Origin of the sequence: Eudoraea adriatica DSM 19308 (genome assembly GCF_000382125.1) — a bacterium.
Lineage (GTDB): Bacteria > Bacteroidota > Bacteroidia > Flavobacteriales > Flavobacteriaceae > Eudoraea > Eudoraea adriatica.
Map to the genome: position 1 here is coordinate 401,277 of NZ_KB907548.1, position 22,918 is coordinate 424,194.

General features: G+C 37.2%; 24 protein-coding genes. 8 read left to right on the forward strand and 16 right to left on the reverse strand.

Annotation, left to right across the window (positions count from 1 at the left end; genetic code table 11):
- Positions 1-2 precede the first annotated feature (2 nt).
- From G504_RS0108845 to G504_RS19160, 4 genes are all read right to left on the reverse strand, one after another.
- Positions 3-1,430, reverse strand: a complete 1,428-nt coding sequence (locus tag G504_RS0108845; protein ID WP_026348477.1) for a glycosyltransferase family 2 protein — start codon at positions 1,428-1,430, stop codon at positions 3-5.
- Between the two features lie 77 nt (positions 1,431-1,507).
- Positions 1,508-3,868, reverse strand: a complete 2,361-nt coding sequence (locus G504_RS0108850) for a HEAT repeat domain-containing protein (RefSeq protein ID WP_157473171.1) — start codon at positions 3,866-3,868, stop codon at positions 1,508-1,510.
- 3 nt (positions 3,869-3,871) lie between these two features.
- The gene (locus tag G504_RS0108855; RefSeq protein WP_019669810.1) at positions 3,872-4,246 is read right to left on the reverse strand and encodes a response regulator transcription factor; all 375 of its coding nucleotides are present in this window, start codon (positions 4,244-4,246) and stop codon (positions 3,872-3,874) included.
- A gap of 1 nt (position 4,247) precedes the next feature.
- Positions 4,248-6,008, reverse strand: coding sequence for an ATP-binding protein (locus tag G504_RS19160; RefSeq protein WP_019669811.1), 1,761 nt, complete (start codon positions 6,006-6,008; stop codon positions 4,248-4,250).
- A gap of 193 nt (positions 6,009-6,201) precedes the next feature.
- On the opposite strand from G504_RS19160, the gene G504_RS0108870 reads away from it, so the two are divergent.
- The 3 genes from G504_RS0108870 (at position 6,202) to G504_RS0108880 (ending at position 8,722) form a co-directional block, all read left to right on the forward strand.
- Complete coding sequence (locus G504_RS0108870) at positions 6,202-7,497, forward strand: dipeptidase (protein WP_019669813.1); 1,296 nt, start codon at positions 6,202-6,204, stop codon at positions 7,495-7,497.
- A gap of 178 nt (positions 7,498-7,675) precedes the next feature.
- Positions 7,676-7,858 (forward strand): hypothetical protein, encoded by a 183-nt coding sequence (locus G504_RS0108875; RefSeq protein ID WP_019669814.1) that lies wholly within the window; start codon positions 7,676-7,678, stop codon positions 7,856-7,858.
- A 6-nt stretch (positions 7,859-7,864) separates the two neighbouring features.
- A complete protein-coding gene (locus tag G504_RS0108880; RefSeq protein WP_019669815.1) occupies positions 7,865-8,722 on the forward strand; it encodes a phosphatidylserine decarboxylase in 858 nt (285 codons plus the stop codon).
- On the opposite strand, the gene G504_RS0108885 is transcribed toward G504_RS0108880, so the two are convergent.
- Entirely contained in the window at positions 8,723-9,610 is an 888-nt protein-coding gene (locus G504_RS0108885) for a DUF72 domain-containing protein (RefSeq protein ID WP_019669816.1), read from the reverse strand.
- A 187-nt stretch (positions 9,611-9,797) separates the two neighbouring features.
- Here G504_RS0108885 and G504_RS0108890 point away from each other — a divergent pair, with 187 nt between their 5' ends.
- Positions 9,798-10,205: a hypothetical protein gene (locus tag G504_RS0108890; protein ID WP_019669817.1), complete on the forward strand. Its 408-nt coding sequence runs from the start codon at positions 9,798-9,800 to the stop codon at positions 10,203-10,205.
- Here the strand turns inward: G504_RS0108890 and G504_RS0108895 are convergent.
- Positions 10,197-10,877, reverse strand: a complete 681-nt coding sequence (locus G504_RS0108895; RefSeq protein ID WP_019669818.1) for a DUF2461 domain-containing protein — start codon at positions 10,875-10,877, stop codon at positions 10,197-10,199. The two genes, G504_RS0108890 and G504_RS0108895, sit on opposite strands and share 9 nt — an antisense overlap.
- Positions 10,878-10,970: 93 nt before the next feature.
- Here G504_RS0108895 and epsC point away from each other — a divergent pair, with 93 nt between their 5' ends.
- Both epsC and cysM read left to right on the forward strand, forming a co-directional pair.
- Positions 10,971-11,765 carry a serine O-acetyltransferase EpsC gene (gene epsC, locus G504_RS0108900; protein WP_019669819.1) on the forward strand — a complete coding sequence of 265 codons (795 nt, stop codon included), beginning with the start codon at positions 10,971-10,973 and terminating at the stop codon, positions 11,763-11,765.
- Positions 11,755-12,639 carry a cysteine synthase CysM gene (gene cysM / locus G504_RS0108905; protein WP_019669820.1) on the forward strand — a complete coding sequence of 295 codons (885 nt, stop codon included), beginning with the start codon at positions 11,755-11,757 and terminating at the stop codon, positions 12,637-12,639. The genes epsC and cysM overlap by 11 nt, the downstream gene beginning before the upstream one ends.
- Here cysM and G504_RS0108910 read toward each other — a convergent pair.
- The 3 genes from G504_RS0108910 to truA are packed head-to-tail and all read right to left on the reverse strand — an operon-like array spanning position 12,612 to position 15,128.
- A complete protein-coding gene (locus G504_RS0108910; RefSeq protein ID WP_019669821.1) occupies positions 12,612-13,439 on the reverse strand; it encodes an alpha/beta hydrolase in 828 nt (275 codons plus the stop codon). The genes cysM and G504_RS0108910 overlap by 28 nt on opposite strands.
- A complete protein-coding gene (locus G504_RS0108915) occupies positions 13,440-14,300 on the reverse strand; it encodes an alpha/beta hydrolase (RefSeq protein ID WP_019669822.1) in 861 nt (286 codons plus the stop codon).
- Between the two features lie 45 nt (positions 14,301-14,345).
- On the reverse strand, positions 14,346-15,128 hold the full coding sequence (gene truA, locus G504_RS0108920; protein WP_019669823.1) for a tRNA pseudouridine(38-40) synthase TruA: 783 nt from the start codon (positions 15,126-15,128) through the stop codon (positions 14,346-14,348).
- 192 nt (positions 15,129-15,320) lie between these two features.
- Between truA and G504_RS0108925 the strand changes: the two genes are divergently transcribed.
- A complete protein-coding gene (locus G504_RS0108925; protein WP_019669824.1) occupies positions 15,321-15,761 on the forward strand; it encodes a hypothetical protein in 441 nt (146 codons plus the stop codon).
- A 232-nt stretch (positions 15,762-15,993) separates the two neighbouring features.
- The gene (locus tag G504_RS0108930) at positions 15,994-16,476 is read left to right on the forward strand and encodes a hypothetical protein (protein ID WP_026348478.1); all 483 of its coding nucleotides are present in this window, start codon (positions 15,994-15,996) and stop codon (positions 16,474-16,476) included.
- 360 nt (positions 16,477-16,836) lie between these two features.
- Here G504_RS0108930 and G504_RS0108940 read toward each other — a convergent pair whose 3' ends face one another.
- The 7 genes from G504_RS0108940 to hisH all read right to left on the reverse strand — a co-directional run bounded on the left by G504_RS0108940 (position 16,837) and on the right by hisH (position 22,887).
- Positions 16,837-18,306 (reverse strand): MoxR family ATPase, encoded by a 1,470-nt coding sequence (locus tag G504_RS0108940; RefSeq protein ID WP_019669827.1) that lies wholly within the window; start codon positions 18,304-18,306, stop codon positions 16,837-16,839.
- Positions 18,307-18,356: 50 nt separating this feature from the next.
- Positions 18,357-19,502, reverse strand: a complete 1,146-nt coding sequence (locus G504_RS0108945) for a vWA domain-containing protein (RefSeq protein WP_019669828.1) — start codon at positions 19,500-19,502, stop codon at positions 18,357-18,359.
- Between the two features lie 66 nt (positions 19,503-19,568).
- On the reverse strand, positions 19,569-20,171 hold the full coding sequence (gene hisIE, locus G504_RS0108950) for a bifunctional phosphoribosyl-AMP cyclohydrolase/phosphoribosyl-ATP diphosphatase HisIE (RefSeq protein WP_019669829.1): 603 nt from the start codon (positions 20,169-20,171) through the stop codon (positions 19,569-19,571).
- Between the two features lie 33 nt (positions 20,172-20,204).
- Positions 20,205-20,960, reverse strand: a complete 756-nt coding sequence (gene hisF, locus G504_RS0108955; RefSeq protein WP_019669830.1) for an imidazole glycerol phosphate synthase subunit HisF — start codon at positions 20,958-20,960, stop codon at positions 20,205-20,207.
- Between the two features lie 3 nt (positions 20,961-20,963).
- On the reverse strand, positions 20,964-21,485 hold the full coding sequence (locus G504_RS0108960) for a DinB family protein (protein ID WP_019669831.1): 522 nt from the start codon (positions 21,483-21,485) through the stop codon (positions 20,964-20,966).
- The gene (locus G504_RS0108965) at positions 21,482-22,258 is read right to left on the reverse strand and encodes a 1-(5-phosphoribosyl)-5-[(5-phosphoribosylamino)methylideneamino]imidazole-4-carboxamide isomerase (RefSeq protein WP_019669832.1); all 777 of its coding nucleotides are present in this window, start codon (positions 22,256-22,258) and stop codon (positions 21,482-21,484) included. Before G504_RS0108965 ends, G504_RS0108960 begins: the two co-directional genes overlap by 4 nt.
- A gap of 44 nt (positions 22,259-22,302) precedes the next feature.
- A complete protein-coding gene (hisH, locus tag G504_RS0108970; protein WP_019669833.1) occupies positions 22,303-22,887 on the reverse strand; it encodes an imidazole glycerol phosphate synthase subunit HisH in 585 nt (194 codons plus the stop codon).
- Positions 22,888-22,918 lie beyond the last annotated feature (31 nt).

Genomic DNA, 22,918 nt, shown 5'->3' on the forward strand with positions numbered 1-22,918 from the left:
AATTATGTTTTAGCAAAACCTTTCCGTACCTGTGATCCCCAGCCGGTGTTTACTTTAAATAATTTTTTATAATTTCCTCTTATAGCCGACAAAACCACAATAGGATGAAATATCAGGGGTTCAATTATTGCACAAAGCATAAGAATTAAAATATCTTTTGTCCTGGTATACTGATTATAGGAATACACATCCCAAAGAATCGCATAGAACGAGAACATTATTGAAAATGAATAGACGGTAAGGGTGATAGCCAGAAAAAAGTCTGTATTCAGAATCCCCATATAATAGAATATGATAATGGAGAAAAACCCTGTGAATTCCAGGATTGGCGCCAGCCATTCATAAAAAAACCAATATGGATAACTTAGCATTCCCAGCCGGCCAAACTTAGGATTAAAGAACATATCCTTGTGCGTAAAGAGCGTTTCCAGGTTGCCGCGTGCCCAGCGATCCCTTTGATTTACGAGATTAGTGACACTTTCCGGAACTTCTGTCCAACATAAGGGATCAGGGATATATTCAACGGTATAGGACAGGTTGCGATCATGCATATAACGCCTCATTCTAAATACAATTTCCATATCCTCACCTACGGTATCCGTGTCGTATCCGCCTACTTCCATTGCAATTTCCCTGTCGAAGAATCCGAAAGCCCCCGAAATAATAAGGAGACTATCTATACGACCCCATGCCATCCTTCCCAAAAGAAAAGATCGGGTATATTCCAATAACTGGAATCTGGCCAGCCAATTTTTAGGCAATCTTATATCTTCTAGTGTTCCCCCGGAAATTTTGCTGGAATTAGCTACACGAATTACACCACCAACAGCTATAACTCTTTTTTGAGTTCTCTGATAAAAGGATTTCACAACATGTAACAGGGCATCAGGTTGCAAAAGGCAATCCACATCTATACAACCAACATATTTATTCTCTGAAAGCAATATGCCAGTATTTAAGGCATCCGATTTACCACCGTTTTCTTTATCAACGACAATTAGCTTAGAAAAGGAACGTTGCCTTGATTTATAGACGCCTCGGATGGGTTTTGATCTCCATTCAGGATCTATAAGACGATCTGTTTTTTCGAGATCATAGGCATCTATCATTTTTTGCAAAGTGTCATCCTTACTTCCATCATTAACTACCATTACTTCATAATTAACGTATTGCAGGGAAAGTAAAGACCGAATGTTTTCTACAATAGTCAATCCTTCATTATAGGCTGGTGCTATAATGGTAATACTCGGTGCCAAAGGTGAGGCCATAACCTTCGAAAGATCCACAAAGCTGTTTTTACGCTTGTAGTGGATAGAATTTCTTGTAGATAGATACCCCATGATACTAAACATGACGAAAAGCACCACCGTAAACACAAGAAATACAATGTTTAAATATGAAATCAATATGTTTAAAAATCCACTATCCATTAAAATTCTCTTGACTATTTTTTGAAATGAAAGGATATTTCTATTGAAAGCGCTCAATGCTCTCTCTCCCTCTCACTTTACTTGTTCTTATTTATTTTTAGGTTGTCGTCAATCTCCTCCAAACAGGTCTCTTCAAGTTCAAAATCCACTTGAAATAAGTTGTTGTGATTACTTTTGTCATCACTTTCCAAATCATGCAGAAAACAAAACTCCAAGGACTTCAAACTATCTTCTTCTTCAGGATTACTTATAGGAATAAGGTTTATCTCTTTAGTAGCGGTCAGTTTTGCTTCATCTAAACGGCAATGTTCATCACCTGACTCCGTTGTTTGAATCTGATCTAAAGTTTCCCGGAATTCTATTTCAGGAGCTAAATGAGCCTGCAATTCGTTCAAAATTATTTCCGCTTTAATTCGTACTTTTTTATCGGAATCATTTAAAAGTGTTTTCAGGAAATGAACTTCTTTTTCATCTCCCACCGCTAATATTTCATCTAATAAGATGAGTTTGGACTCATTATCACAGGTGCGAAACAATTCCTGAAAAATGCTGAATCCCTTAAATTCAGGTATGTTATCCGGGTGTTCCACATCAGCACAACTATCGGCTGCATCATTATTAGATTGCGGGTCATTATTGCTATTGGTACATGTACTACTATCAAAATCCTCAGCTTCAGTTTTAGTTGTCATCCGGTCTGGCGATTTCTGGTCAGAAATTTCAGAGTCATCCATTTCCTCTTTTGGCAACAATTCAACTTCGTGTGATTTATTCTGTAAAAGGAAAGCTTTATTTTCAATGACTACTTCTTCACTAAAAACTTCAAGGGATAGGATATCTTCTTCTTGAAGTTCAGACACTTCTTCAATGTTTTCTTCCATATCTATACCTACTACAACTGGCAAAAATTCCAATTCTGTATCTTCCTTATTTTCATCCGGAATAATTTCCTCATGCGATCTGATATTAGCAAGAATTGCCTCCAATTCCACTCTAAAACTTTCCTCTTCCAGCTTTTCATTACTTTCAATACCAGAATTTTTATTAGAATTAGAAGCTTTAGCTGCCTTTAGTTCATCTTCTTCAGATACCACAGGCAGAAAGTCAAGAGGTAAATACTCTGCATCCTGATCCTCTTCTTTATAATCTGAAAGGATATCCTCCAGCTCTTCCATAAAGCAGAGGTCAAATATTATTGCGTCCTCAAATTCCGGATTCAGATAGTCCTGAATACTCGATGAATTTTCTTTTTTTTCCGTAACAGACATTCGGTCATCTTGTTGTAACTCTTTATTTCTCATGGCTTCTGGTGATTGAGCAGAACTTTCTTGTTCATAATTTTCGAAATTGCTCGTGGGAATATCATTATCAATTCCTTCAGTTGGAACATAGGTGTCTGGTTTAATAACATTGATGGAGCTTATGGCCTTACTTTTTACAAGGAAGTTGGATTCTCTTCTTTTTATCGATTCAAGAAATTCTAAGTCTTCTTCTTTTCCCAAGGAAGAAATGGCATCCAGTATCTGTAGTTTAATATCCACATTACATTTTCCAAACACAGATTTTAGCATATTTAATGCTTCGAAGACACCAAAATCCTTTATGCATTGTATGGCTTCGGATTTAATCTGGTCATTTTTATGCTTTAGCAATTCTATGAGTGCCTTGTTTGCATCCGTTTGGTTGTAATGCCTAATAAGACGAAGCGCAAATAATACTACATCCCTGTTCGCGGAAGTTAACCATGCTTTAAATCGCGGAGGTGTGAAGTCATCAAAATTCTTTAATACATCGAGTAACTTTAATTGTTGCCACTCTGAGATGCCATATCTGGTTGTATCCAAAAAATAGGAGATGCCTTCATGTTTTAATGTAACCGTTGCTATTTGAGCTTGTTTCCGCACAACACCTCTTTTGTCATTGATAAACTTCTTTATGAAACCGTAAGCTGCCAATACCTTCATTTGGGTCAATTCAAGTATTCCCTTGGAGACCAATTCCCAGCGCCAGCTTCTTAATTTTTTAAAGGCATCCAAATGCAGTTCAAGATCCTGGTAAAGTTTAAAAATCCGAGTACGTGAATCTCCTGAAAGGTCTTTTTGGAGATCTAATAAAATTTCGGTTAAAACCAGCCTGTTAAAGGGTATTTTCAATAGTTCACGAATTTCAACTTTTAAATTGATGTATTCGTAATTTTCACCCTTGGTAGCATCGGTCTCATAAAAAAGGAAATTGCTTATCATGGGTGCCAGAATCTTTTTTTGACTGGCTACTTTTAATGCTTTATTGGAAAGACGGTTTCTGAATATGAAAACAAATACGAAGAGGAGGATTCCAAGACCGGAAAACACTATTGTTAAATCCCACAAAAGATCCGTAGGGATCTTTGGTGCACTAATGAGCATAATGCTGTGATATGACTGTGAGATTATTTTCAAAAATTATTGTTTAATTAACTCCCTTCTTACCCTTACCAAAAGTTCGGAGGGACTTACCGGTTTGGAGATAAAGTCATTTGCTCCCAATTCAAATGCACTAAGAACATTTTCTTCATTTCCCGCCGATGAAATTATGATTATCGGGATCTTTGAGTTTAATTCATTTCTGACATAATCGATAAGTTCTATTCCGGAGAAATAAGGCATCATTATATCGCTGACAATAATATCCGGGGTAGCCGTCTTCAGATATTCCTTTACTTCCCGGCCATCATTTGCCAAATGAACATTATAACCACCTTTCTGCAGCCTATAATCCAATAAAGAGGCCAGCAATTCGTCATCCTCCGCTAACAATAGATTCTTTTTTGCCATCATCTTATCCTTTCTTTTTTATCTTCAATCGTGTTAATTCTGAATCGATCAACTTCTCTGCATTAGGATATTCCTGTACAAATCTGTTAAACAGAAATTGCATGTGCTTTTTATCTTTGGTAGTCTTGGCGGCAGTATTGAGCTCTTCCACAATGGAAAAAAGTTCCATTGTCTGCATCATTTTTAAACCGCTTTTAATTTTGTGGGCTGCGAAAGTAACTCCATCCATATCTTCATCCTGCAACTTCATTTTAACAGTACCAATAAATTCAAGGGCATTCCTTTTGTAAAGCCCAATTAGTTCCTCTAACAAGTCCAGCTCACCCATGCAATCTTCTAAAACAGCATTGAGGTCAACAGCTGAAACAGTTGCTGATTCATCAATCAGTTTATCTTCGGATGTATTGCTTATTTTAAAATTTGTTTGCAAGTCATTCCTGTTTCTGATTAGTTTTGAGATTAATTCCTCGGGGCTGAACGGTTTAAGGATAAAATCATTGATTCCATGATTTTCACATTCGCTTTGATCATTTATTGTAAAATCTGCCGTAAGGGCTATTATCGGCAGTTCAGCTATTTCTTTTTTGGCGTTTTCCCGAATTTTTTCAGCTACTTCAAATCCGCTCATTATGGGCATTCTTAGATCCATTAAAACAAGGTCGATAGCTGTAGTATCAAGGAGATTCAGCCCGTAAATAGGATTTTCGGCGATGTATGTTTTGCAACCCCAGGAATTCAGCCGACGTTCTATAAGTCTTTGATTCAAAGGATTATCTTCAAATACCAGTATCCGCATTCCTTTTACTTCTTCGGAAGAAACTTCATTTGATTTAGGCTTCTTGCTTAAGACACGAGATGCTCCTTTAGAATATGGTATCTTGAATCTAAATGTTGTTCCTACGCCCAGTGAACTTTCCACTTTTATGTCACCTTCAAGTTTTTCTACAAGCTGCTTTACAATCTTTAAACCAAGGCCTGTACCACCATATTTAGCAAAAGTCTGTTGATTAGCCTGCTTAAATGAACCGAAAATATGTTCCAAATCCTCTTTTGAGATTCCTATCCCGGTATCTGTTACCATGAAATCCAATACCACATTTTTCTTATTGTCTTTGAGCATTTTAATTTTTAGCATTATCTCACCTTCTTCTACAAACTTTATAGAATTTCCGATAAGGTTTAATAAAATCTGAGATAGCTTGGAAGGGTCGCCAATAAGGTTCTCCGGAATATTCCTGTCAAGATCAACCTCGAGTTTTACATCCTTACCCAGCATGAGAGTTTTACACAGATAAACTACATCCTGAATGATGCTGAAAAAATTAAACTCCAACATTTCAAAATTTTCCAGTCCCGCTGAAAGTTTGGAATATTCCAAAAGTTCATTGATAATATCCATAAGTGAGTTGGAGGCGGATTGAATTGCGTTCACCTGATATTTTTGTTCTTCCGTAAGTCCTCCTTCTTTTAAAAGATCAGCAAAGCCAATAATGCCGCTAAGCGGAGTACGTATCTCATGACTTACCGTTGCGATGAGCATTTCCTGAGCTTTTTGCAGACGTTCATTTTCTTTTCTCGAATCAGAAATTGAATCCTGAACAAGCGGAATATCTTCTCCCCAAATCCTTTTCTCAAGATGGGTTTTAAAAGCTTCAAAAGATTTTTTAAGTCGATTGGCTTCATCCGCGGTTAATTCTTCAAATGAAAAATTATTGAGCGTAGTTTCCAATTCCGATAATTGGGAAAGTAGGTTTTCTGGTTTCAAGGGGTCTTGCAGGTTAATTGAATAATTTGAAATCCCAAAAAATTCAGTTTAATGAAAAGATTCAGGATTTCCTGATTTAAGCGCTTAATCATGTTTAAAAATCCCCTTTCCTTGATGTATGTGCAATTAAATGTTACCTAAGGGTCGTATTTTGTTGTCAAAATGCTTTATTTGTAGGTATAAAATCTTACATATGCGACATATTATCGGCTGTTTTTGCCTTTTATCGGTTATTTGCTGTAAAGAATCCGAAGTATCCGAAAATCCAAACATTGAAGCCAAGGCGAGAGAAATTCACAAAAATGTGATCACCATTGACACACATGATGATATCGATGTTCAAAATTTTACGGATAGTATTAATTACACACAAGAACTGGAGACGCAGGTTGATTTACCAAAAATGAAATCCGGAGATTTAAACGTGGCATGGTTTATTGTATATACGGGTCAGGATTCTTTAAACGCGGAGGGTTATGCCAAAGCAGAAGAAAATGCTCTTTCAAAGTTTAATGCTATTCACCGTTTATGTGATACCCTCGCACCCGATGAAATTAAACTGGCCAAAACCTCAGGAGAAGTGCGGACCATATTTAAAACTGGTAAACGAATAGCTATGATTGGGGTAGAAAACGCCTATCCGGTAGGTGAGGATCTGGAAAAATTGGAGACCTATCATAAATTAGGCGCAAGGTATGTGTCCCTTGCCCATAATGGTCATAGTCAGTTTTGTGATTCGCATACGGGAGAAAAGGATGATGAATGGTTACATAATGGTTTAAGTGAACTTGGAAAAAAAGCTGTGTATGAGTTAAATAGGTTAGGCATAATGATTGATATCTCACATGTTTCAAAGCAATCCATGATCCAGATTTTATCTTTGTCCAAATCCCCGGTAATTGCTTCCCATTCTTCTGCGCGTGCGCTCTGTGATCACAGTAGAAATTTAGATGATGAACAACTGAAATTGCTAAGGGAAAATGGCGGGGTTGTGCAAACAGTGGCTCTCGATGCTTTTTTAAATACTGCTAAATATGAAGCAAGAGAAGTTTATATGAAGGGAATATATAAGCAAGCAGCTGATTCTTTGGGAATAGAGTGGTTTGCTGCATCTGAATTAGATACCATTACAGCAAAACAAATGGATTCATATTTCGAAAACTATCCCGGATTGAATAAATTGAAAAACTTAGTCCATGTGTTATTGGCTCAGAGAAGTGATGTCCCTCCTGAGGTTGACGTATCGGATTTTGTAGATCATATTGACTATATGGTTAATTTGATAGGGGTAGACCATGTAGGAATCAGCTCTGATTTTGACGGGGGTGGCGGAATAAAAGGATGGTCCGATGCTTCTGAAACCTTCAATATAACGTTGGAACTGGCAAAAAGAGGATATTCTGAAGCTGAAATCGAAAAACTATGGGGAGGGAATCTGCTTAGGGTACTGGACGAGGTGCAGGAGTATGCCATTACCTTTAATAAATAGAGCCAATTCAGAACAATTGCGATTGCCCCTATTATAAAAAGACGTATTAAAGCTAAAGATTTAACATATAATTATGGAGGAATTATAAATAATGTTAAGCTAACAATAAACTTTTCTTAATTGCTACACGAAGCCTGATGGAATTATCTAGTTTTAAGTAACCTAAACAATTTACATCATGCAAACCATAAGCAAATATTTCGTTGCCATTCTTTTTTCTTTAGTTACTAATTACGTAGAAAAGGCCCCGCCTGAATATGATAAACAGGCAGGTATTCACAAAGTCCATATTCAAACCAAGAAGCAATATGACTGCAAGTCCTTGAAAGCTGACATTCCAGAATTGATAAATTATATCTAAGACTTAATGGATTCTCCCGGAGTAGCATATCATAATTCCGATCCTTATTTCACTGTTTTTAAGATTCCATATTGGCGCGCAGTTTTATACAAGTTCCTATCGGTAACATTTTGGGGTAGTTTGCCAAGCACAATTCAAAGAAGAGTTTCCGCTTTATATGGCGGGATTTATAACAAACCTTTTACGAAGTATATCATTGCTCCCTATGTCCGTTATTATTACAGCGATCCGAATTATCTGGATAAATTCTTACCCCCGAAAGGCAAGAGTGACTTTGATAGTTTTCAGGATTTTTTTATCAGACGTTTTAAGAAGCTCCCCATAAACAGCAATCCCCGGGTATGGCCCTGTGAAGGCTTGTTGTGCGATCTTGGAAATGTTCTGGAATTAGGAACATCAAGAGTTAAAAGTGATTTGCGCACCATGGAGACAATTTTTGGAGTAAAAAAGGGAAAAATACCTTCTTCCTATTGTTTTACTAACATTTTTTTGCACAATAAAAATTACCATAGAATTCATGCTCCCATAAGTGGCACTATTACCAGAATTCAACATGTCCCTGGTGATCTTATAATTTTGCGGCCTTGGATATATAAACAGAATCCTTCATTGCCCGCATTTAGAAATGAACGCTACAATATAGATATTACAGATGATAAAGGCAGAGTTTGGTATTTGTCTGTTGTGGGTGGCCCCGCAGTAGGTACTATAAAACTTTCAAAGTTAATTCAGGTTGGCAATTCTGTTGAAAAACTCGATGAATTAGCCTTGTTTTTACTCGGTTCAACCTGCTGTATGGCTGCGCCTGAAAAACCAAAGCACCATTGTAAAAACACATTTGTTGAAGTAGGTACAACTTATTGATCATTTTGTTTCCTTAAATAAGGTTTTGGGTACTTTGAGTTTTATTTTGAACTTCTCATTCATCTTCTTAATGAAGAAAACAGCTAATAAAGGTGATTCCTTTTCCATATTCTGATGAATAAAAAAATGGATGTTATTAAGACCTGAAGTATGCCATTGCCAGAGCCGTTCTACCCATTCTTCTAAACGCTGGTAATCTGTTTTATGATTAGCACCAACAAAACGAATAAAGGCCTCGTTGTTTGTGAGTCTCATATGCATAATATCCCTCCTTCCGGCGGTATCTACCAGAACATTCGCAATATTCTTTTCTTCCAGTAAACAATATAATTCATTGGCAACGGTAATATCATTAAACCAGGCCGTATGCCTGAATTCCAAAGCCAGAGGGAATTCTTTGGGCCAATACTCAACTAATCGCACTACCCTAGCCCAGTTTTTTGGTCCGAAATTGGGGTGCATTTGCAAAAACACAGTTCCCAATTTATCTTTAAAACCGGCCGTTGCCATAAGGAAGTTGTCCAGTGCAGGGTATGCCATCTCATTTAAGCGCCTTAGATGACTTACATTTTGAACAACCTTGGGGAAAAACTTAAATTTATCCGGAACAGAATCATACCATTGTGCATATTGTTCTGTTGGAAATATGCGGTAGAAGGTAGCATTGAGTTCAATACTATTAAATTGACTGCTATAATAAGGTAATTCTTCCCTTGTTCCGCGGGGATAAAAATTCTTTAATTCTTGTTTGTTCCACTTTGCGCAGCCTACGTATAATTTTAATGGATTTTTATTTACCCCGGAAGTTAAAACACCAGCAAGGTCAGGGTGATCCTGAGGAAGTTTAAAATCAATAAGTTCCGGATGGTCTACCTTACCAAATTTCATGTTGCCAGTTATTGATTTTAGATGATGACCAAATTACACATATTTCATAATAGCTTAGAAAACGATTTTATTAAAACTGTTCAATACCAGGTTTTATTTTAATTTGTTCATAAAGCGGTTAACAACTAATTGTTAGCCAAGTCTTGCATAGCTGAGGGTTTATCTAATTTTATAGAAACTTCTTCAGATGAACCAAAGATCTGCTGACCTATTGGGCCTCAGGCCGGAAATTCCAAATGCCAAAATTACACCTGACATGAGTAAAGACGAGCAATTTCAGAATGAAACGCTGCGTCCAATAATCAAATTTCAGAACCCCTTATTGATCGAGGCATTTAAGAATTATATTATCAAACATAAGAATGCCTTTCATGAGTTGAACATTCAAAAACGTTTGGATTATATAGAAAATGCCATCCAAAAAGATATCAAATTTCGAAATGCGCTGAAGGGAATGGTCATTGGACAGTTCACGGTTGAGGAATATATGACCTATATACAGAACTCATCAGCTCTCAATAAACGAATGATGAGCATGGTAGTAGAACGTTTAAAAGACCAGGTACAAGCATTCGAAACTTCCGTTTTAGTTTAGCAGGGATTCCCCGTTAAGATTGGTAGTTAGAATTTCACTCATCAAATCAAAATAGGGTCTGATTTCCTTAAAGGAATAATTTACTTCATCTAGAAAAGCCTTGCTCAATACCTCTTTATCTGTAAATTTTCGAACAAAAATAAAAGCTTTCTTTCTGATCAAATCAATATTAGGATCCTCCTTATTAAATCCTTTAGGTGCAGTTTTTACTTCCTCACCAACCAGTTCTCCCCAGGTTTTCTTAAAGGAAGGCTTATTAATCAATTCCCGAAAAGCCGAAGCATCCTGTTCTAACTCTTTGCGGATACGCAAAAGATCTGGGGAGTTAGGTTCCCAGAAACCTGCGGCTATGAATGATTCTCCCGGCTTAATCTGCAAATAGTAGCCGCCCCTGAGTTTTGCGCCAGCCCTTGAAAAGGAACCTGCAAAATGAGGTTTATAGGGAGTTTTGTCTTTAGAAAATCTTACATCCCTGTATATTCGAAATACTTTTAGTTTTTCAATTTCATCATGTTCTTTCATCTTATCCATCAGACTGTGATAAAATTCTTTTACCCCGGTTTCCAAAGATTTGAACTCAGGCTTGTGTTGTTCAAACCATTCCCGATTATTATTTCTTTTCAATTCATCTAAAAAACGCAAAGTTTCTTTAGTAATGACGGTCTTCTCCATGCGACTAAGTGGTATAAATTTTATGCTAAAGTTAACCAATTAGAGCAAGATGCTTTTTAAATATTGGTTAATTTTGAACTTCAACTATTCGGAATGGATAAATCAATAATCATAAAGAAGATAAACGAAAACAAAAAGCAACCTAATTTAAGGTATCGGCTTAAGCGCAATGTAGAAGATTTTACAAACCTCCTGTTTCTTACCTTATTTGATATAGAAACGCCAGTTGAGGAGAATATAGAAACACTTGAGCTTCAATTTGATGAGTTGATAAATCTTGCTTGCTGGGATGTTGAGAAACCTTGTGCTAAAATCTGGAGTAATTACCTGGAAAGACTGCCTGTGGTTCTTGAAAAACTGAATATGGATGCGGAGGCAATAGCAAGTTGTGACCCAGCCTCCTTGTCTATAGAGGAAGTATATATGGCTTATCCCGGCTTTTATGCTATTGCCATCTATAGGCTGGCGCATGAATTATATAATAAGGGATTTCCTTTGGTTCCCAGGTTAATGACAGAATATGCCCACAGGCAAACCGGGGTTGATATTAATCCAGGTGCTCATATCGGGGAATCATTTTTTATTGATCATGCCACAGGAGTAGTTATTGGAGAAACGGCAATTATTAAGAATAATGTAAAAATCTACCAGGGGGTTACATTAGGGGCTTTGTTTGTAGCCAAAGATTTACAGAAGACCAAGCGACACCCTACTATAGAGGACAATGTAACCATATACGCTAATGCCACTATTTTGGGAGGTGATACGATTATTGGTGAAAATTCGATAATTGGAGGTAACGCATGGGTAACCTCCTCAGTACCCCCTAATTCCAAGGTATTTCACAATGCTGAAATATTAGTAAAAACCCATCCAAATGTCTCATAGTATATTAGATCTGATAGGCAATACGCCGCTTGTGGTTTCCAGAACTTTAAATACGAACCCGGGTGTTACCCTGATGTTTAAAATGGAAGGTCACAATCCCGGTGGCAGTGTAAAAGACAGGGCTGCTTACAATATGATCAAAAGTGGGATGGAGCGTGGAGAAATTAGCGCGAGAAGTAAATTAATTGAGGCAACCAGTGGTAATACGGGTATTGCACTGGCAATGATTGCCGGTATGTATAAGTTGAATATTGAGTTGGTAATGCCTGAAAATTCAACCAGGGAACGAGTACAAACCATGCGCGCTTATGGGGCAAAGGTTACGTTGACCGACGCGGAATTAGGTATTGAAGGTGCACGGGATTACGCTGAGAAAAAAGTAAAAGACAGCGGCTATCTAATGCTCAACCAATTTGCAAACGATGACAACTGGAAAGCGCATTACCAGACCACAGGACCGGAAATATGGCAGGATACTGAGGGTAAAGTCACTCATTTTGTGTCGTCCATGGGAACGACAGGAACTATTATGGGCACTTCTGCATATTTAAAAGAGAAAAGTAAAAACATAACTATTGTAGGAGTCCAGCCAAAGGATGAATCCAAAATTCCGGGAATCAGAAAATGGCCTAAGGAATACCTTCCAAAAATCTTTGACCCATCAAAAGTTGACAGTATAATGGAAGTAAGTGAGGATGAAGCCAGAATTATGGCAAAACGTTTGGCCAGGGAAGAAGGTATTTTTGCAGGTATGAGCAGTGGTGGCGCAACTGTGGCTGCTTTGAAGCTAGCTTCGGGTCTCAAAAGCGGGCTTATTGTTTCTATTATTTGTGATCGTGGTGACCGCTACTTATCTTCAGATCTATTTGAATGATCCATGGATAAAACTTCTTTAATTCCATCGCGATAGTCACGGAATTCATTCAAATTATTATGCTTCCCACCCTTTATAGTAAAAAATGAATTTTTATGGCCAGAAACAGAATTAAAAAGCCGTAAACCAGAATTATAGGGCACTACCGTGTCTTCCGTACCGTGAAAAAACGAAATAGGACAACTAATTTCTGAAATATACTCATGAGTTTTAAATGGGTATTTTAAAAACCATTGCACAGGCAAATACGGAAAACGACTTTTACCCAAGTCTAAAAGACTATAAAAAGGAGTTTCAAGGATCAATCGAAACGGTCTGTTTTCTGATGCTACCCGTGCAGCTATCCCTGTACCCAGCGAACGACCGTAAAGTGTAATTTCTGACTCCGTATAATGTTCTAATGCATATTCATAAAAAAGCTGACCGTCATTGTATAGCGCTTCTTCACTTAGCTTGCCGGTACTTTTTCCATAGGTCCTGTAATCCATTATGATTACATCATAATTCTTTTCAACAAAAAAAAGTGCAATATCTCCCCAGCGGGTAAGATCACCGGCATTTCCATGGAAATAGACAATAACCCCTTCCGGTTGTTCTCGTTTAAAATGAATACCATTTAGTACTGCCCCGTCAGCTGCAGTTATGAAAATTTCTTCAAAGGGCTGAGTGAAGGAATAGCTGTAATCAGCAGGTAGTTTGGAGGGTAGAAAGATAAGTTTTTCCTGGAGTAAATAGAGCATAGCAGAAATCATAAGATAAGCAGAAAACAGGAAAAGAACAGCTTTTTTTAATTTAACCATTTAAACCTTCGCATTGTGTTTTACATGAATACTTGAACCCTTAAGATCAACTTTTTCAGGTCTTTTGGTAATGATATCACCCAACATTTTGTGGTAAGATTCGAATGTATTCAGATTCTTATGCCCCCCTCCAATTACCGTATATAAGGTAGTCAAAGACGGCTTTATTTTGGATAATTTAACACTGGTCCTGTAGGGAATCAACTTGTCATCTGTACCATGAATTATATGGATTGGACAATTTACGTATTGTAACCACTTATAAGTAGGCATAGGGAATTTTAATAACAACGAAAGCGGCATGAATGGAATATATTTTTTAGCTACCTTACTTAAACTGTAATAAGGGGCATCCAGTATCAACATTCTCGGATTGTTCATGGAAGCTAGTTTGGCAGCGAATCCCGATCCTAATGAACGTCCGTAAAGAATTATATATTTTTCGTCTACATTTTCTTTTATTTTATTATAGATAACCTGCATATCGCGCTTAATGGCTTTTTGCGTGCGCCTGCCTGTACTTTTACCAAACCCCCTGTAATCAACCATTAAAACGTCATATCCATGTCTCGTAAAATCAACAGCAAACTTCCCCCAGCCTTTTATGCTTTTGGAATTTCCCTTTAGATAGAAAACAATCCCTTTAGGTTGTTGTGCTTTGAATCTAAGTCCATTTAGTACTGCACCATCCCTTGTTTCAACATTATATTCCTCAATTTCCTGGTGTTCGTATTGAAACAGAAAGTCCTTTGGGAGTTTTTCCGGCTTGAACATAAGGTAATCCTGCAGAAAATAAAGCAGAATGCTGATTACTACATAAACCAGAATTAATAAAAAAATAACATATACCCAATTTGGCATTTGACTGCATTTTTTTCAATGTACAAAAATTTCCAGATTAAGGGTTTATTCAAATTCGAGTTTACTCAATACCAGTCCCGAACCAGGTGCTATATATGGTATTGTAATATCCGTATCACCTGCCAACGATAATTCTATTTCCTCCTTGCTAAGCATTCCTCGTCCTAACAGGATTAAGGCCCCCATTACCATCCGAACCTGGTAGCGCATAAAACCTTTCCCGCAAATTGCAAGCACATAACTATGCTTTGGAAAAAAACTGGCACTAATTTCAGTATTTTTTATAATTGAGCAGGAAGTTATTGTTCTGATTACCTTTTTATTCCCCCCGTGTTTGGCAGTGTAGGCTTTAAAATTGTGCGTGCCTACAAAAAGAGCCGCAGCCTTAGTCATAATGTCTATATCCAGATCCTCCAAAATATTCGCCATAAAAGGAGCACAAAAAGGGTGGTTCTTCTGTCCGAATGAAAACAAATAGCGATATTCCTTAGATTTACTATCCTTAATTATATTAAAGTTTTCATCTATATTATCTAATTTAAGTATTTTAATATCAGAAGGTAAGTTGTTATTAAAGGTATTTATGAAGTCTGGTATGTCCGTTATTTGAGATTCTTCCATAATTAATTCAAATGCAGCATCGAGTGCAGATACTTTTGCATCCGTCCTCCCGGCACCCAGTATTTTGAATTTCTGTTTTGGTAAAAGGTATTTAAGTGTTTTTAAAAGCATTCCTTCAATAGTTCTCTGTCCGGGCTGCCTTTGCCATCCACTATATCTAAAACCCAGGAATTGAACTCTTATTAAATAATAATAGCGTCTTTTCATGAGAGTTAAGATAGGTAAATGAATAATATAACCATAAGGATTTCTAAAGCTTTGCGTTCATTTCTCAGATTCAATGCCCATCCGGTTTTAGTATTAAGAAACTATTTATACATGAAATTCATGATATAAATCAAATGAAATTTACATTTTTTTGTATTTTGTATACTATAAACCAACCTAAACTGAAACAAAATGACTGAAAAATCAACCACAAAACCACCAGTGTGGTTTTGGATAGTGAGCATTATTGCATTATTATGGAACCTTATGGGAGTTATGGCGTATCTCGGTCAGGCTTTTATGACAGATGATATGAAAGCGGAATATACGGCAGAACAACTGGCTTTAATGGAAAGTACCCCGGCCTGGGTTACCGCTGCATTTGCTATAGCTGTATGGGGAGGACTTTTGGGGTGTTTGGCCCTTTTACTTAGAAAAAAATGGGCTAAACCCGTTTTAGTTCTATCCCTAATCGGTATACTGGCCCAAATGGCACATTCATTTTTCATGACAAATGCTGCCGAAATTTACGGACAGGTACAGGGAATCGTTACTCCACTAATTGTTATAATTATTGGGATAGCCCTGGTGCAGTTTGCACGGATAGCCGAGAAACGTAATTGGATCTCCTAGAAAGATATTCAACCCTTCTGAAAAGCACATATTTAAAATATGTGCTTTTCTTTTATACCGAATTTATAGTTTTAAATAATGTACATACAAACCGGGATTCAAAAGGTTTTCGCAACAAGTTTTTGAGGTTACTCAACATTGTTTGCGCTTCATCGAATATTTTCAAATAAAGAATATTGACCTGCGTTAAAAGTTGCAACGAGGTTCCCCAAAGCCTTACAACCTACTTTTTATGAAGGCAATTTTAAATTTTTTCAACTGGAGGATATGCATGGTGTTGTCCATTATGATTTTAGCCATTCTTATTGTTTTAAACTTTTATGGCTTGTATACCAATAAATTTTACTTTTTCAAATTTGACAATTATATATTTCCATTGTTTGCTGTTGTCCATTTTATTTTCCTGTACGTATTGTGGTTTAAAGTAAAAGAGCAGGAATATACCGATCCGCAAATGCGCAATTTGGAATATGCCATGTATGGAATTTTTCTTATCTACATTTTTAAAATAATGGATACAGCTTATATATTGCAAAGCTATTATAAATATCAGGATCATATTATGCCAGCTACATTTATCCCCGTTGGTACCTTTATTTTTCTTTTGCAGTTCTTCTTGCTTTTCCTCACGCTTTTGACATTTAAGCATAGAATGTCCATGGTAGGCGCGTATAACTTTGATAACATCAATGAGAATATTGATTCGTGGCAATAGCGATATTCTATTATGTTATGGCAATGCAAAAGACCCTGGCTGAGTTTCCAGGGTCTTTTTATTAATAACCCTTAAATCAATGTCAAATATTATTTTCCTTGATGCACCACTAATAAACATGAATTCATGCCGGCCATTTTAATGTAGCTAACTTTTTTAGATGAATTTTTGTAAGGAAAATGTAATCTTTTCGGCTACTGTAATGAATTTATTGGTCTGAACTACGACCCTCGATGTAGTTCCGGATAGGACCATGGAGTAATACTCATTATTTACAATGGAGTATACCGGCAATGGGTTAAGGATTGCTATAAATATAAAAGCCCTTTATTTAAAAGGGCTTTTATTATATCTGGTTGCTTATAATTTACTTATAAAACTACCATATAGGTCTTTAAACTGATATCCTTTTTGAAATCTTCGTTTACTCAATTTTTTATTTGCAACCAGTCCCCATAATAGAAATTCTTTGAGAAAAAATGTATCCTCTTCAGAGATGTTTGGTTGATGTTTATTGATCAGCGCGTTTAGTTCAGGAATACTATTGAGCATAGTTTCATATTCATGGTCTGTTGCATTATCCATAAGATCAAATCCCTCGCTTTCAAAGAACCAATTGATCAGATCGTCATAAGGGCTTTCGGCATCTTTATGTTCCAGTTTCTCAATCGTTGGGAAGTAATTGGAGAATAGGGTTTTTATGGCATCTTCAAAAAGAATGAGTGCAACTTTATCTCCTCCCTCCTGTTCGCCTTCATATACCAGTTCTATTTTACCCGTTATCGCAGGAATGACTCCCATAAAATCACTAAGCCTTACCCTGGTTTTTTCTTCTCCCGAGATGATCGCCCTTCTCTCGGCGGTACTCAAGAGGTTTTCGAAGGCCGTGATACTAGTACGTGCACTTACACCACTTTTTGCATCTACATACTCACTTTTTCGCGCTTCAAAGCTAATTTGCTCAAGTAAATCCTTCGCGAGGTCGGGTACATAAACAGTTTTTTCCTGACGCTCATCCAATTGAGCCTCCTGTTCGGTAATTTTTCTGGCAATTTCAATTTCTTCAGGATAATGGGTTAGAATTTGAGATCCTATCCTGTCTTTTAGAGGCGTTACTATACTGCCTCTATTGGTATAATCTTCGGGATTAGCTGTGAAAACAAACTGAATATCCAACGGCAATCTCAATTTAAAGCCTCTTATCTGAATATCTCCTTCCTGCAAAATATTAAATAAGGATACCTGGATCCTCGATTGAAGATCCGGAAGTTCATTGATGACAAAAATGCAGCGGTTAGAACGTGGAATCATTCCAAAATGAATAACCCTGTCATCTGCGTAGGAAAGTTTCAGGTTGGCGGCCTTAATCGGATCTACATCGCCAATTAAATCTGCAACTGTAACATCCGGGGTGGCAAGTTTTTCATAAAAACGTTCTTCTCTGTGGAGCCATGTAATCGGTGTTTTATCACCCTTCTCCCTGATAAGTTCCCTGCTATATCTGGAAATAGGATTAAGAGGATCGTCGTTGATCTCCGAACCTTCTACCACAGGAATGTATTCATCCAGCAGATTAACCATCAACCTGGCCAATCGGGTTTTGGCCTGACCCCTGAGACCCAGCAAATTAATATTATGGCGCGATAAAATAGCTCTTTCCAACTCAGGAATTACCGATTCTTCATATCCCCATATGCCGTGAAAAGTCTCTTCTCCTTTGCTGATTTTATCTCGTAAATTCCATCTTAATTCATCCTTTATCCCCTTGCTTTTATAAGCTGCCTTTTTGAGTTCTCCTATTGTGGCTATTTTTTTATAATCTATTTTCATCTGTAATTAATTATCTTTATAGCAATATTTTATGGAATTATGTTGAAGTTTTACTTTAATCTTTTTCTTCGGTTTTGTTCATAATCTTCGAAAATCATTTCACCTAAATCTTCCAGACCCGTAAAAAAAGCTTTTCCATTATTGGCTTCTGTAAAATGCCTTATAAATTGTCTTAAATAAGGATCTTGTGCTATCATAAAAGTTGTGATAGGGATATGCAATCTTCTGGCCTGTCTTGCGGTGTTGTAGCATTTTTCGACAATAAAATCGTCAAGTCCAACACTATTTTTATAATATGTCCCGTCCGGTAATCTCAGACAACTGGGCTTGCCATCCGTAATCATAAAGATTTGTTTATTTGTATTTCTTTTTCTCCTCAACATATCCATAGCCAACTGCAATCCGGCAACGGTATTGGTATGATATGGTCCTACTTTTAGGTAGGGAAGCTCCTTTATAGGAATGGGCCATGCATCATTACCAAAAACCAATATGTCCAGCGTATCTTTGGGATAACGTGTGGTAATTAGCTCAGCAAGGGCCATGGCAACTTTTTTGGCTGGAGTAATACGATCCTCTCCATATAAAATCATAGAATGGCTAATGTCTATCATCAGCACTGTACTCATTTGAGCCTTATAATGTGTATCTTCTACTACAAGATCATCCTCAGTAAGCGAAAAACCATCCATACCATGATTAATTTGAGCATTTTTGAGACTTTCCGTCATAGAAATGTGCTCTAAAGAGTCTCCATACCGATACTCCCTGAAATCACCGGTATGCTCATCTCCCCGGCCCGCTTTGCCAGTCTTATGATTTCCTGCACCGCTTCTCTTGAGCTTCCCAAAAATCTGATCTAAAGCCCGCTGTCGAATAATGCGTTCCATTTTAGCAGTAATGGACAAACTGGCTTTACCCGGTTCACCATCTCCTTCGCTGCCATCACCATCTTCCAATTCCTCCCTCAGGAATCCCTTTGCCTTCAGGTCCTCAATAAAATCATCAATGGTATAATTTTCATCTGTGAGTTCATACTCCTTATCCAATTCACGCAACCAATCCAGGGCCTCATCCACATCTCCCGAAGTATGTGTAATAAGCTCCTGAAAAATCTCAAAAAGTTTTTCAAAAGGAGTAAGCTGAGGTGCTTCGTAATTTAAAAATCTAAAGCCTTTTCCTGTTTTCATAGCCATTAGCTAAAAATAACACATTTAATAAAATGCAGTATTAAATTTAAGAAAACTTAAGGGTTTAGAACTTTATATTTTATGCCTGCTTTTTAGAATATTGACCACATCTTCAAGAAGATGACCTTTGGCCTGCAACAAAACCAGGTAGTGGAAAAGCAGGTCGGCACTTTCTTCTAGGAACAATTTTTCATTGTTATCCATTGCTTCAATAACAGTTTCTACTGCTTCTTCACCAACTTTCTGTGCAATTTTGTTAATCCCTCCTTTAAATAAAGAACTAACATAGCTAGATTCATTATTTTCATTTACTTTTCGATCTGATATTACGGCTTCAAGTTGGGTTAGAAATCCAAAATTTTGAACATTTTTTTTATTCCAGCAGGTATCGCTTCCCTTATGACAGGTAGGTCCTTCAGGATTTGCAGAAATTAGAAGTGTATCATTGTCACAATCAAGTTCAATAGTAACCAGGTTAAGAAAGTTTCCACTCTCCTCCCCTTTTTGCCATATTCGCTTTTTGCTTCTGCTATAGAAGGTAACTTTTCCGGTTTCTATTGTTCTATTAAGGGCGTCCTCGTTCATGTAGCCCAGCATTAAAACATTTTTAGTAGATTGGTCCTGAATTATTGCCGGTATAAGGCCATCATTATTTTTATCAAATGCTACTTTCATAGTATACTACTTTTGCTGTCAAATAAAATTTCATTAGAGTCTCACTGGTATGCCATTATTTTGCAATTTCTTTTTGAGATCTTTTATTTCCATTTCTTTAAAATGAAATACACTTGCGGCCAGAGCTGCATCTGCCTTTCCTTCAATAAAAGTATCAACAAAATGTTGCATGTTGCCGGCACCTCCCGAAGCAATTATTGGAATGTTCCGTTCTGTTGAAAGTTTAGCCAATGTTTCATTGGCAAATCCGTTTTTAGTACCATCATGGTCCATGGAAGTAAACAATATTTCTCCGGCGCCCCTTTCTTCAACTTCCTGCGCCCATTGAAACAGCTCTATTTCTGTGGGAACCTTACCTCCTACAAGATGCACTCTCCATTCTCCATTAATTTGCTTAGCGTCTATAGCCACTACTATGCACTGAGAACCAAATTTAGCTACAAGTTCATTGATTAATTCAGGGTTTTTAACTGCTGAAGAATTTATGGAGACTTTGTCTGCCCCATTTTGAAGCAAAACATCAACATCTTCCACAGAAGAAATACCTCCACCAACAGTGAAAGGAATATTAACTTTCTCCGCTACCCTTTTAACCAGATCGGCAAGGGTCTTACGTCTTTCCTCGGTAGCTGAAATATCCAGAAACACTAATTCATCTGCACCTTCATCTGCATATATTTTTGCAAGTTCTACCGGGTCCCCGGCGTCTCGCAAATCAACGAAATTAACACCTTTAACCGTGCGGCCGTCCTTTATATCCAGACAAGGAATTATTCTTTTCGTAAGCATTTTCTAGTTTTTGTTTTTAATATTCAAATCTCTTCCGTCATAAAAACCTAAATCCTTATTAACCAGCATCTTTGTCCAAAATGCAATCTGACCAGTATGATAGGAGTAGTGTTCTACAGCGTGAATAACAATTCCTATTCCGGAGAGATCAAATCCCTGTACCTCACGTTTTTGCAGTAACTGACTTTTACTGCAGCTTTTCAGCACGTTTTTTGCCTGATCAACAGTATTTTCCAGTTTTTGTAAAAGCTGAACACTTGTAAATCCATTTGTTATTGAAAATTCTGCATCCCTGTTTCTCTGATCATGCAGTCCTCCCAGGGATGCAATAATATATTGTGTCATATTGCCACAAATATGCATTATTTGGTTCCCAATGCTATTAGAGGATTCATTTGGTTTTCTCCAAATGTTTGATTCTTCAATGGACTTCAGACTAATTTTATTCATTCGCGTACTCTCATCTAATCTGTAAACAGAATTCTCTAAAAATTCTGTCATCCATTTCTCTCTAATATTATTCATGCCGATAATATAAATTCTTCTAATTGTTTTAAACTAATCTTATTCTCATAGATGGCCTTGCCTATGATAGCCCCCTCGCATCCTATTTCACTTAATGCAGGTAAATCTTCGAATTGTCCTATCCCACCGCTGGCGATTAAACTAATGCCAGAAGTTTTTACATCTTCAACACCGCTCATACTTACCATTGTTTTATTGATCATTGTTTCAGCAAGAAGTCTCTTATAAAGGGCAATGGCGGGTCCGCCAAGCATACCATCCTTCTTAATATCCGTACATATAACATATTGAATCCCTTTCCTCTGGTAATCTTTAACAAATGGAATCAATTTTTTATCAGATTCTTGCTGCCATCCTGTAATTGCTATTTTTTCATCTTTAACATCTGCACCAAGAATGATTCGTTCCGCACCATAGGTTTCAATCCATCCCAGGAAGGTATCGCGATCATTTACAGCAATACTGCCTCCTGTTATTTGCCCGGCGCCACAATCAAAGGCAATTTTCAAATCTTCATTGGACTTCAATCCCCCTCCAAAATCGATTTTTAATTTGGTTTTTGTGGCAATGGTTTCTAAAACCTTAAAATTTACAATATGTTTAGCCTTGGCTCCATCCAGGTCAACCAGGTGGATGTGCTGAATTCCATGATCTTCAAATTCGAGGGCAACTTCCAGGGGATGTTCATTATATATTTTCTTGGTATTGTAATCGCCCTGCGAAAGCCTTACGCATTTACCCCCTATAATATCAATAGCCGGGATTACTCTCATCTAATTATTTTTTTTGTTTCCATATTCTAGGTAAATACCAAATACTAAGATAACTCCAGAAAGTTTTTTAATATTCGCTCTCCAACTTTACTGCTTTTTTCGGGATGAAACTGTACCCCGTAAAAATTGCCTTTCTGTAAGGCACTGCTGTATGCCAATTCATATTCTGAAACCGCAATGGTTTCTTTGCAAATGGGGGCATAATAACTGTGCACCAGATAAATATGATCTTTTTCAGCAACATCCCTGAATAAGGAAGATTTAAGATTTGTTATTTGATTCCATCCAATTTGCGGAACTTTTACATTTTTGGTAAATCTGACTACATCCGTATCAAAAATGCCCAAACCTAATGTATTGCCCTCCTCAGAGCTATGGCACATTAGCTGCATACCCAGACATATGCCCAAAACAGGCTGCCGTAATGCCGGAATTACCTTATCTAAACCACTTGCCTTTAATTTATTCATAGCGCTGCTTGCTTCTCCAACCCCGGGAAATATAACGCGGTCTGCAGTATTAATCTCTTCTGCATCATCAGTTAAAACGGCCTCGTACCCTAAGCGCTGGAAAGCAAACTTTATACTCTGGATATTTCCTGCCCCATAATTTACAATAACCAATTTCATGTACTTTGTTCCTATTACATTTTTAATTCGA

Coding starts and splice junctions, on each gene's coding strand:
- G504_RS0108845 (WP_026348477.1), bottom strand. CDS start 1,430: ATGGATAGTGGATTTTTAAACATATTGATTTCATATTTAAACATTGTA.
- G504_RS0108855 (WP_019669810.1), bottom strand. CDS start 4,246: ATGATGGCAAAAAAGAATCTATTGTTAGCGGAGGATGACGAATTGCTG.
- G504_RS0108870 (WP_019669813.1), top strand. CDS start 6,202: ATGCGACATATTATCGGCTGTTTTTGCCTTTTATCGGTTATTTGCTGT.
- G504_RS0108875 (WP_019669814.1), top strand. CDS start 7,676: ATGCAAACCATAAGCAAATATTTCGTTGCCATTCTTTTTTCTTTAGTT.
- G504_RS0108880 (WP_019669815.1), top strand. CDS start 7,865: ATGGATTCTCCCGGAGTAGCATATCATAATTCCGATCCTTATTTCACT.
- G504_RS0108885 (WP_019669816.1), bottom strand. CDS start 9,610: ATGAAATTTGGTAAGGTAGACCATCCGGAACTTATTGATTTTAAACTT.
- G504_RS0108890 (WP_019669817.1), top strand. CDS start 9,798: ATGAACCAAAGATCTGCTGACCTATTGGGCCTCAGGCCGGAAATTCCA.
- G504_RS0108895 (WP_019669818.1), bottom strand. CDS start 10,877: ATGGAGAAGACCGTCATTACTAAAGAAACTTTGCGTTTTTTAGATGAA.
- epsC (WP_019669819.1), top strand. CDS start 10,971: ATGGATAAATCAATAATCATAAAGAAGATAAACGAAAACAAAAAGCAA.
- cysM (WP_019669820.1), top strand. CDS start 11,755: ATGTCTCATAGTATATTAGATCTGATAGGCAATACGCCGCTTGTGGTT.
- G504_RS0108910 (WP_019669821.1), bottom strand. CDS start 13,439: ATGGTTAAATTAAAAAAAGCTGTTCTTTTCCTGTTTTCTGCTTATCTT.
- G504_RS0108915 (WP_019669822.1), bottom strand. CDS start 14,300: ATGCCAAATTGGGTATATGTTATTTTTTTATTAATTCTGGTTTATGTA.
- truA (WP_019669823.1), bottom strand. CDS start 15,128: ATGAAAAGACGCTATTATTATTTAATAAGAGTTCAATTCCTGGGTTTT.
- G504_RS0108925 (WP_019669824.1), top strand. CDS start 15,321: ATGACTGAAAAATCAACCACAAAACCACCAGTGTGGTTTTGGATAGTG.
- G504_RS0108930 (WP_026348478.1), top strand. CDS start 15,994: ATGAAGGCAATTTTAAATTTTTTCAACTGGAGGATATGCATGGTGTTG.
- G504_RS0108940 (WP_019669827.1), bottom strand. CDS start 18,306: ATGAAAATAGATTATAAAAAAATAGCCACAATAGGAGAACTCAAAAAG.
- G504_RS0108945 (WP_019669828.1), bottom strand. CDS start 19,502: ATGGCTATGAAAACAGGAAAAGGCTTTAGATTTTTAAATTACGAAGCA.
- hisIE (WP_019669829.1), bottom strand. CDS start 20,171: ATGAAAGTAGCATTTGATAAAAATAATGATGGCCTTATACCGGCAATA.
- hisF (WP_019669830.1), bottom strand. CDS start 20,960: ATGCTTACGAAAAGAATAATTCCTTGTCTGGATATAAAGGACGGCCGC.
- G504_RS0108960 (WP_019669831.1), bottom strand. CDS start 21,485: ATGAATAATATTAGAGAGAAATGGATGACAGAATTTTTAGAGAATTCT.
- G504_RS0108965 (WP_019669832.1), bottom strand. CDS start 22,258: ATGAGAGTAATCCCGGCTATTGATATTATAGGGGGTAAATGCGTAAGG.
- hisH (WP_019669833.1), bottom strand. CDS start 22,887: ATGAAATTGGTTATTGTAAATTATGGGGCAGGAAATATCCAGAGTATA.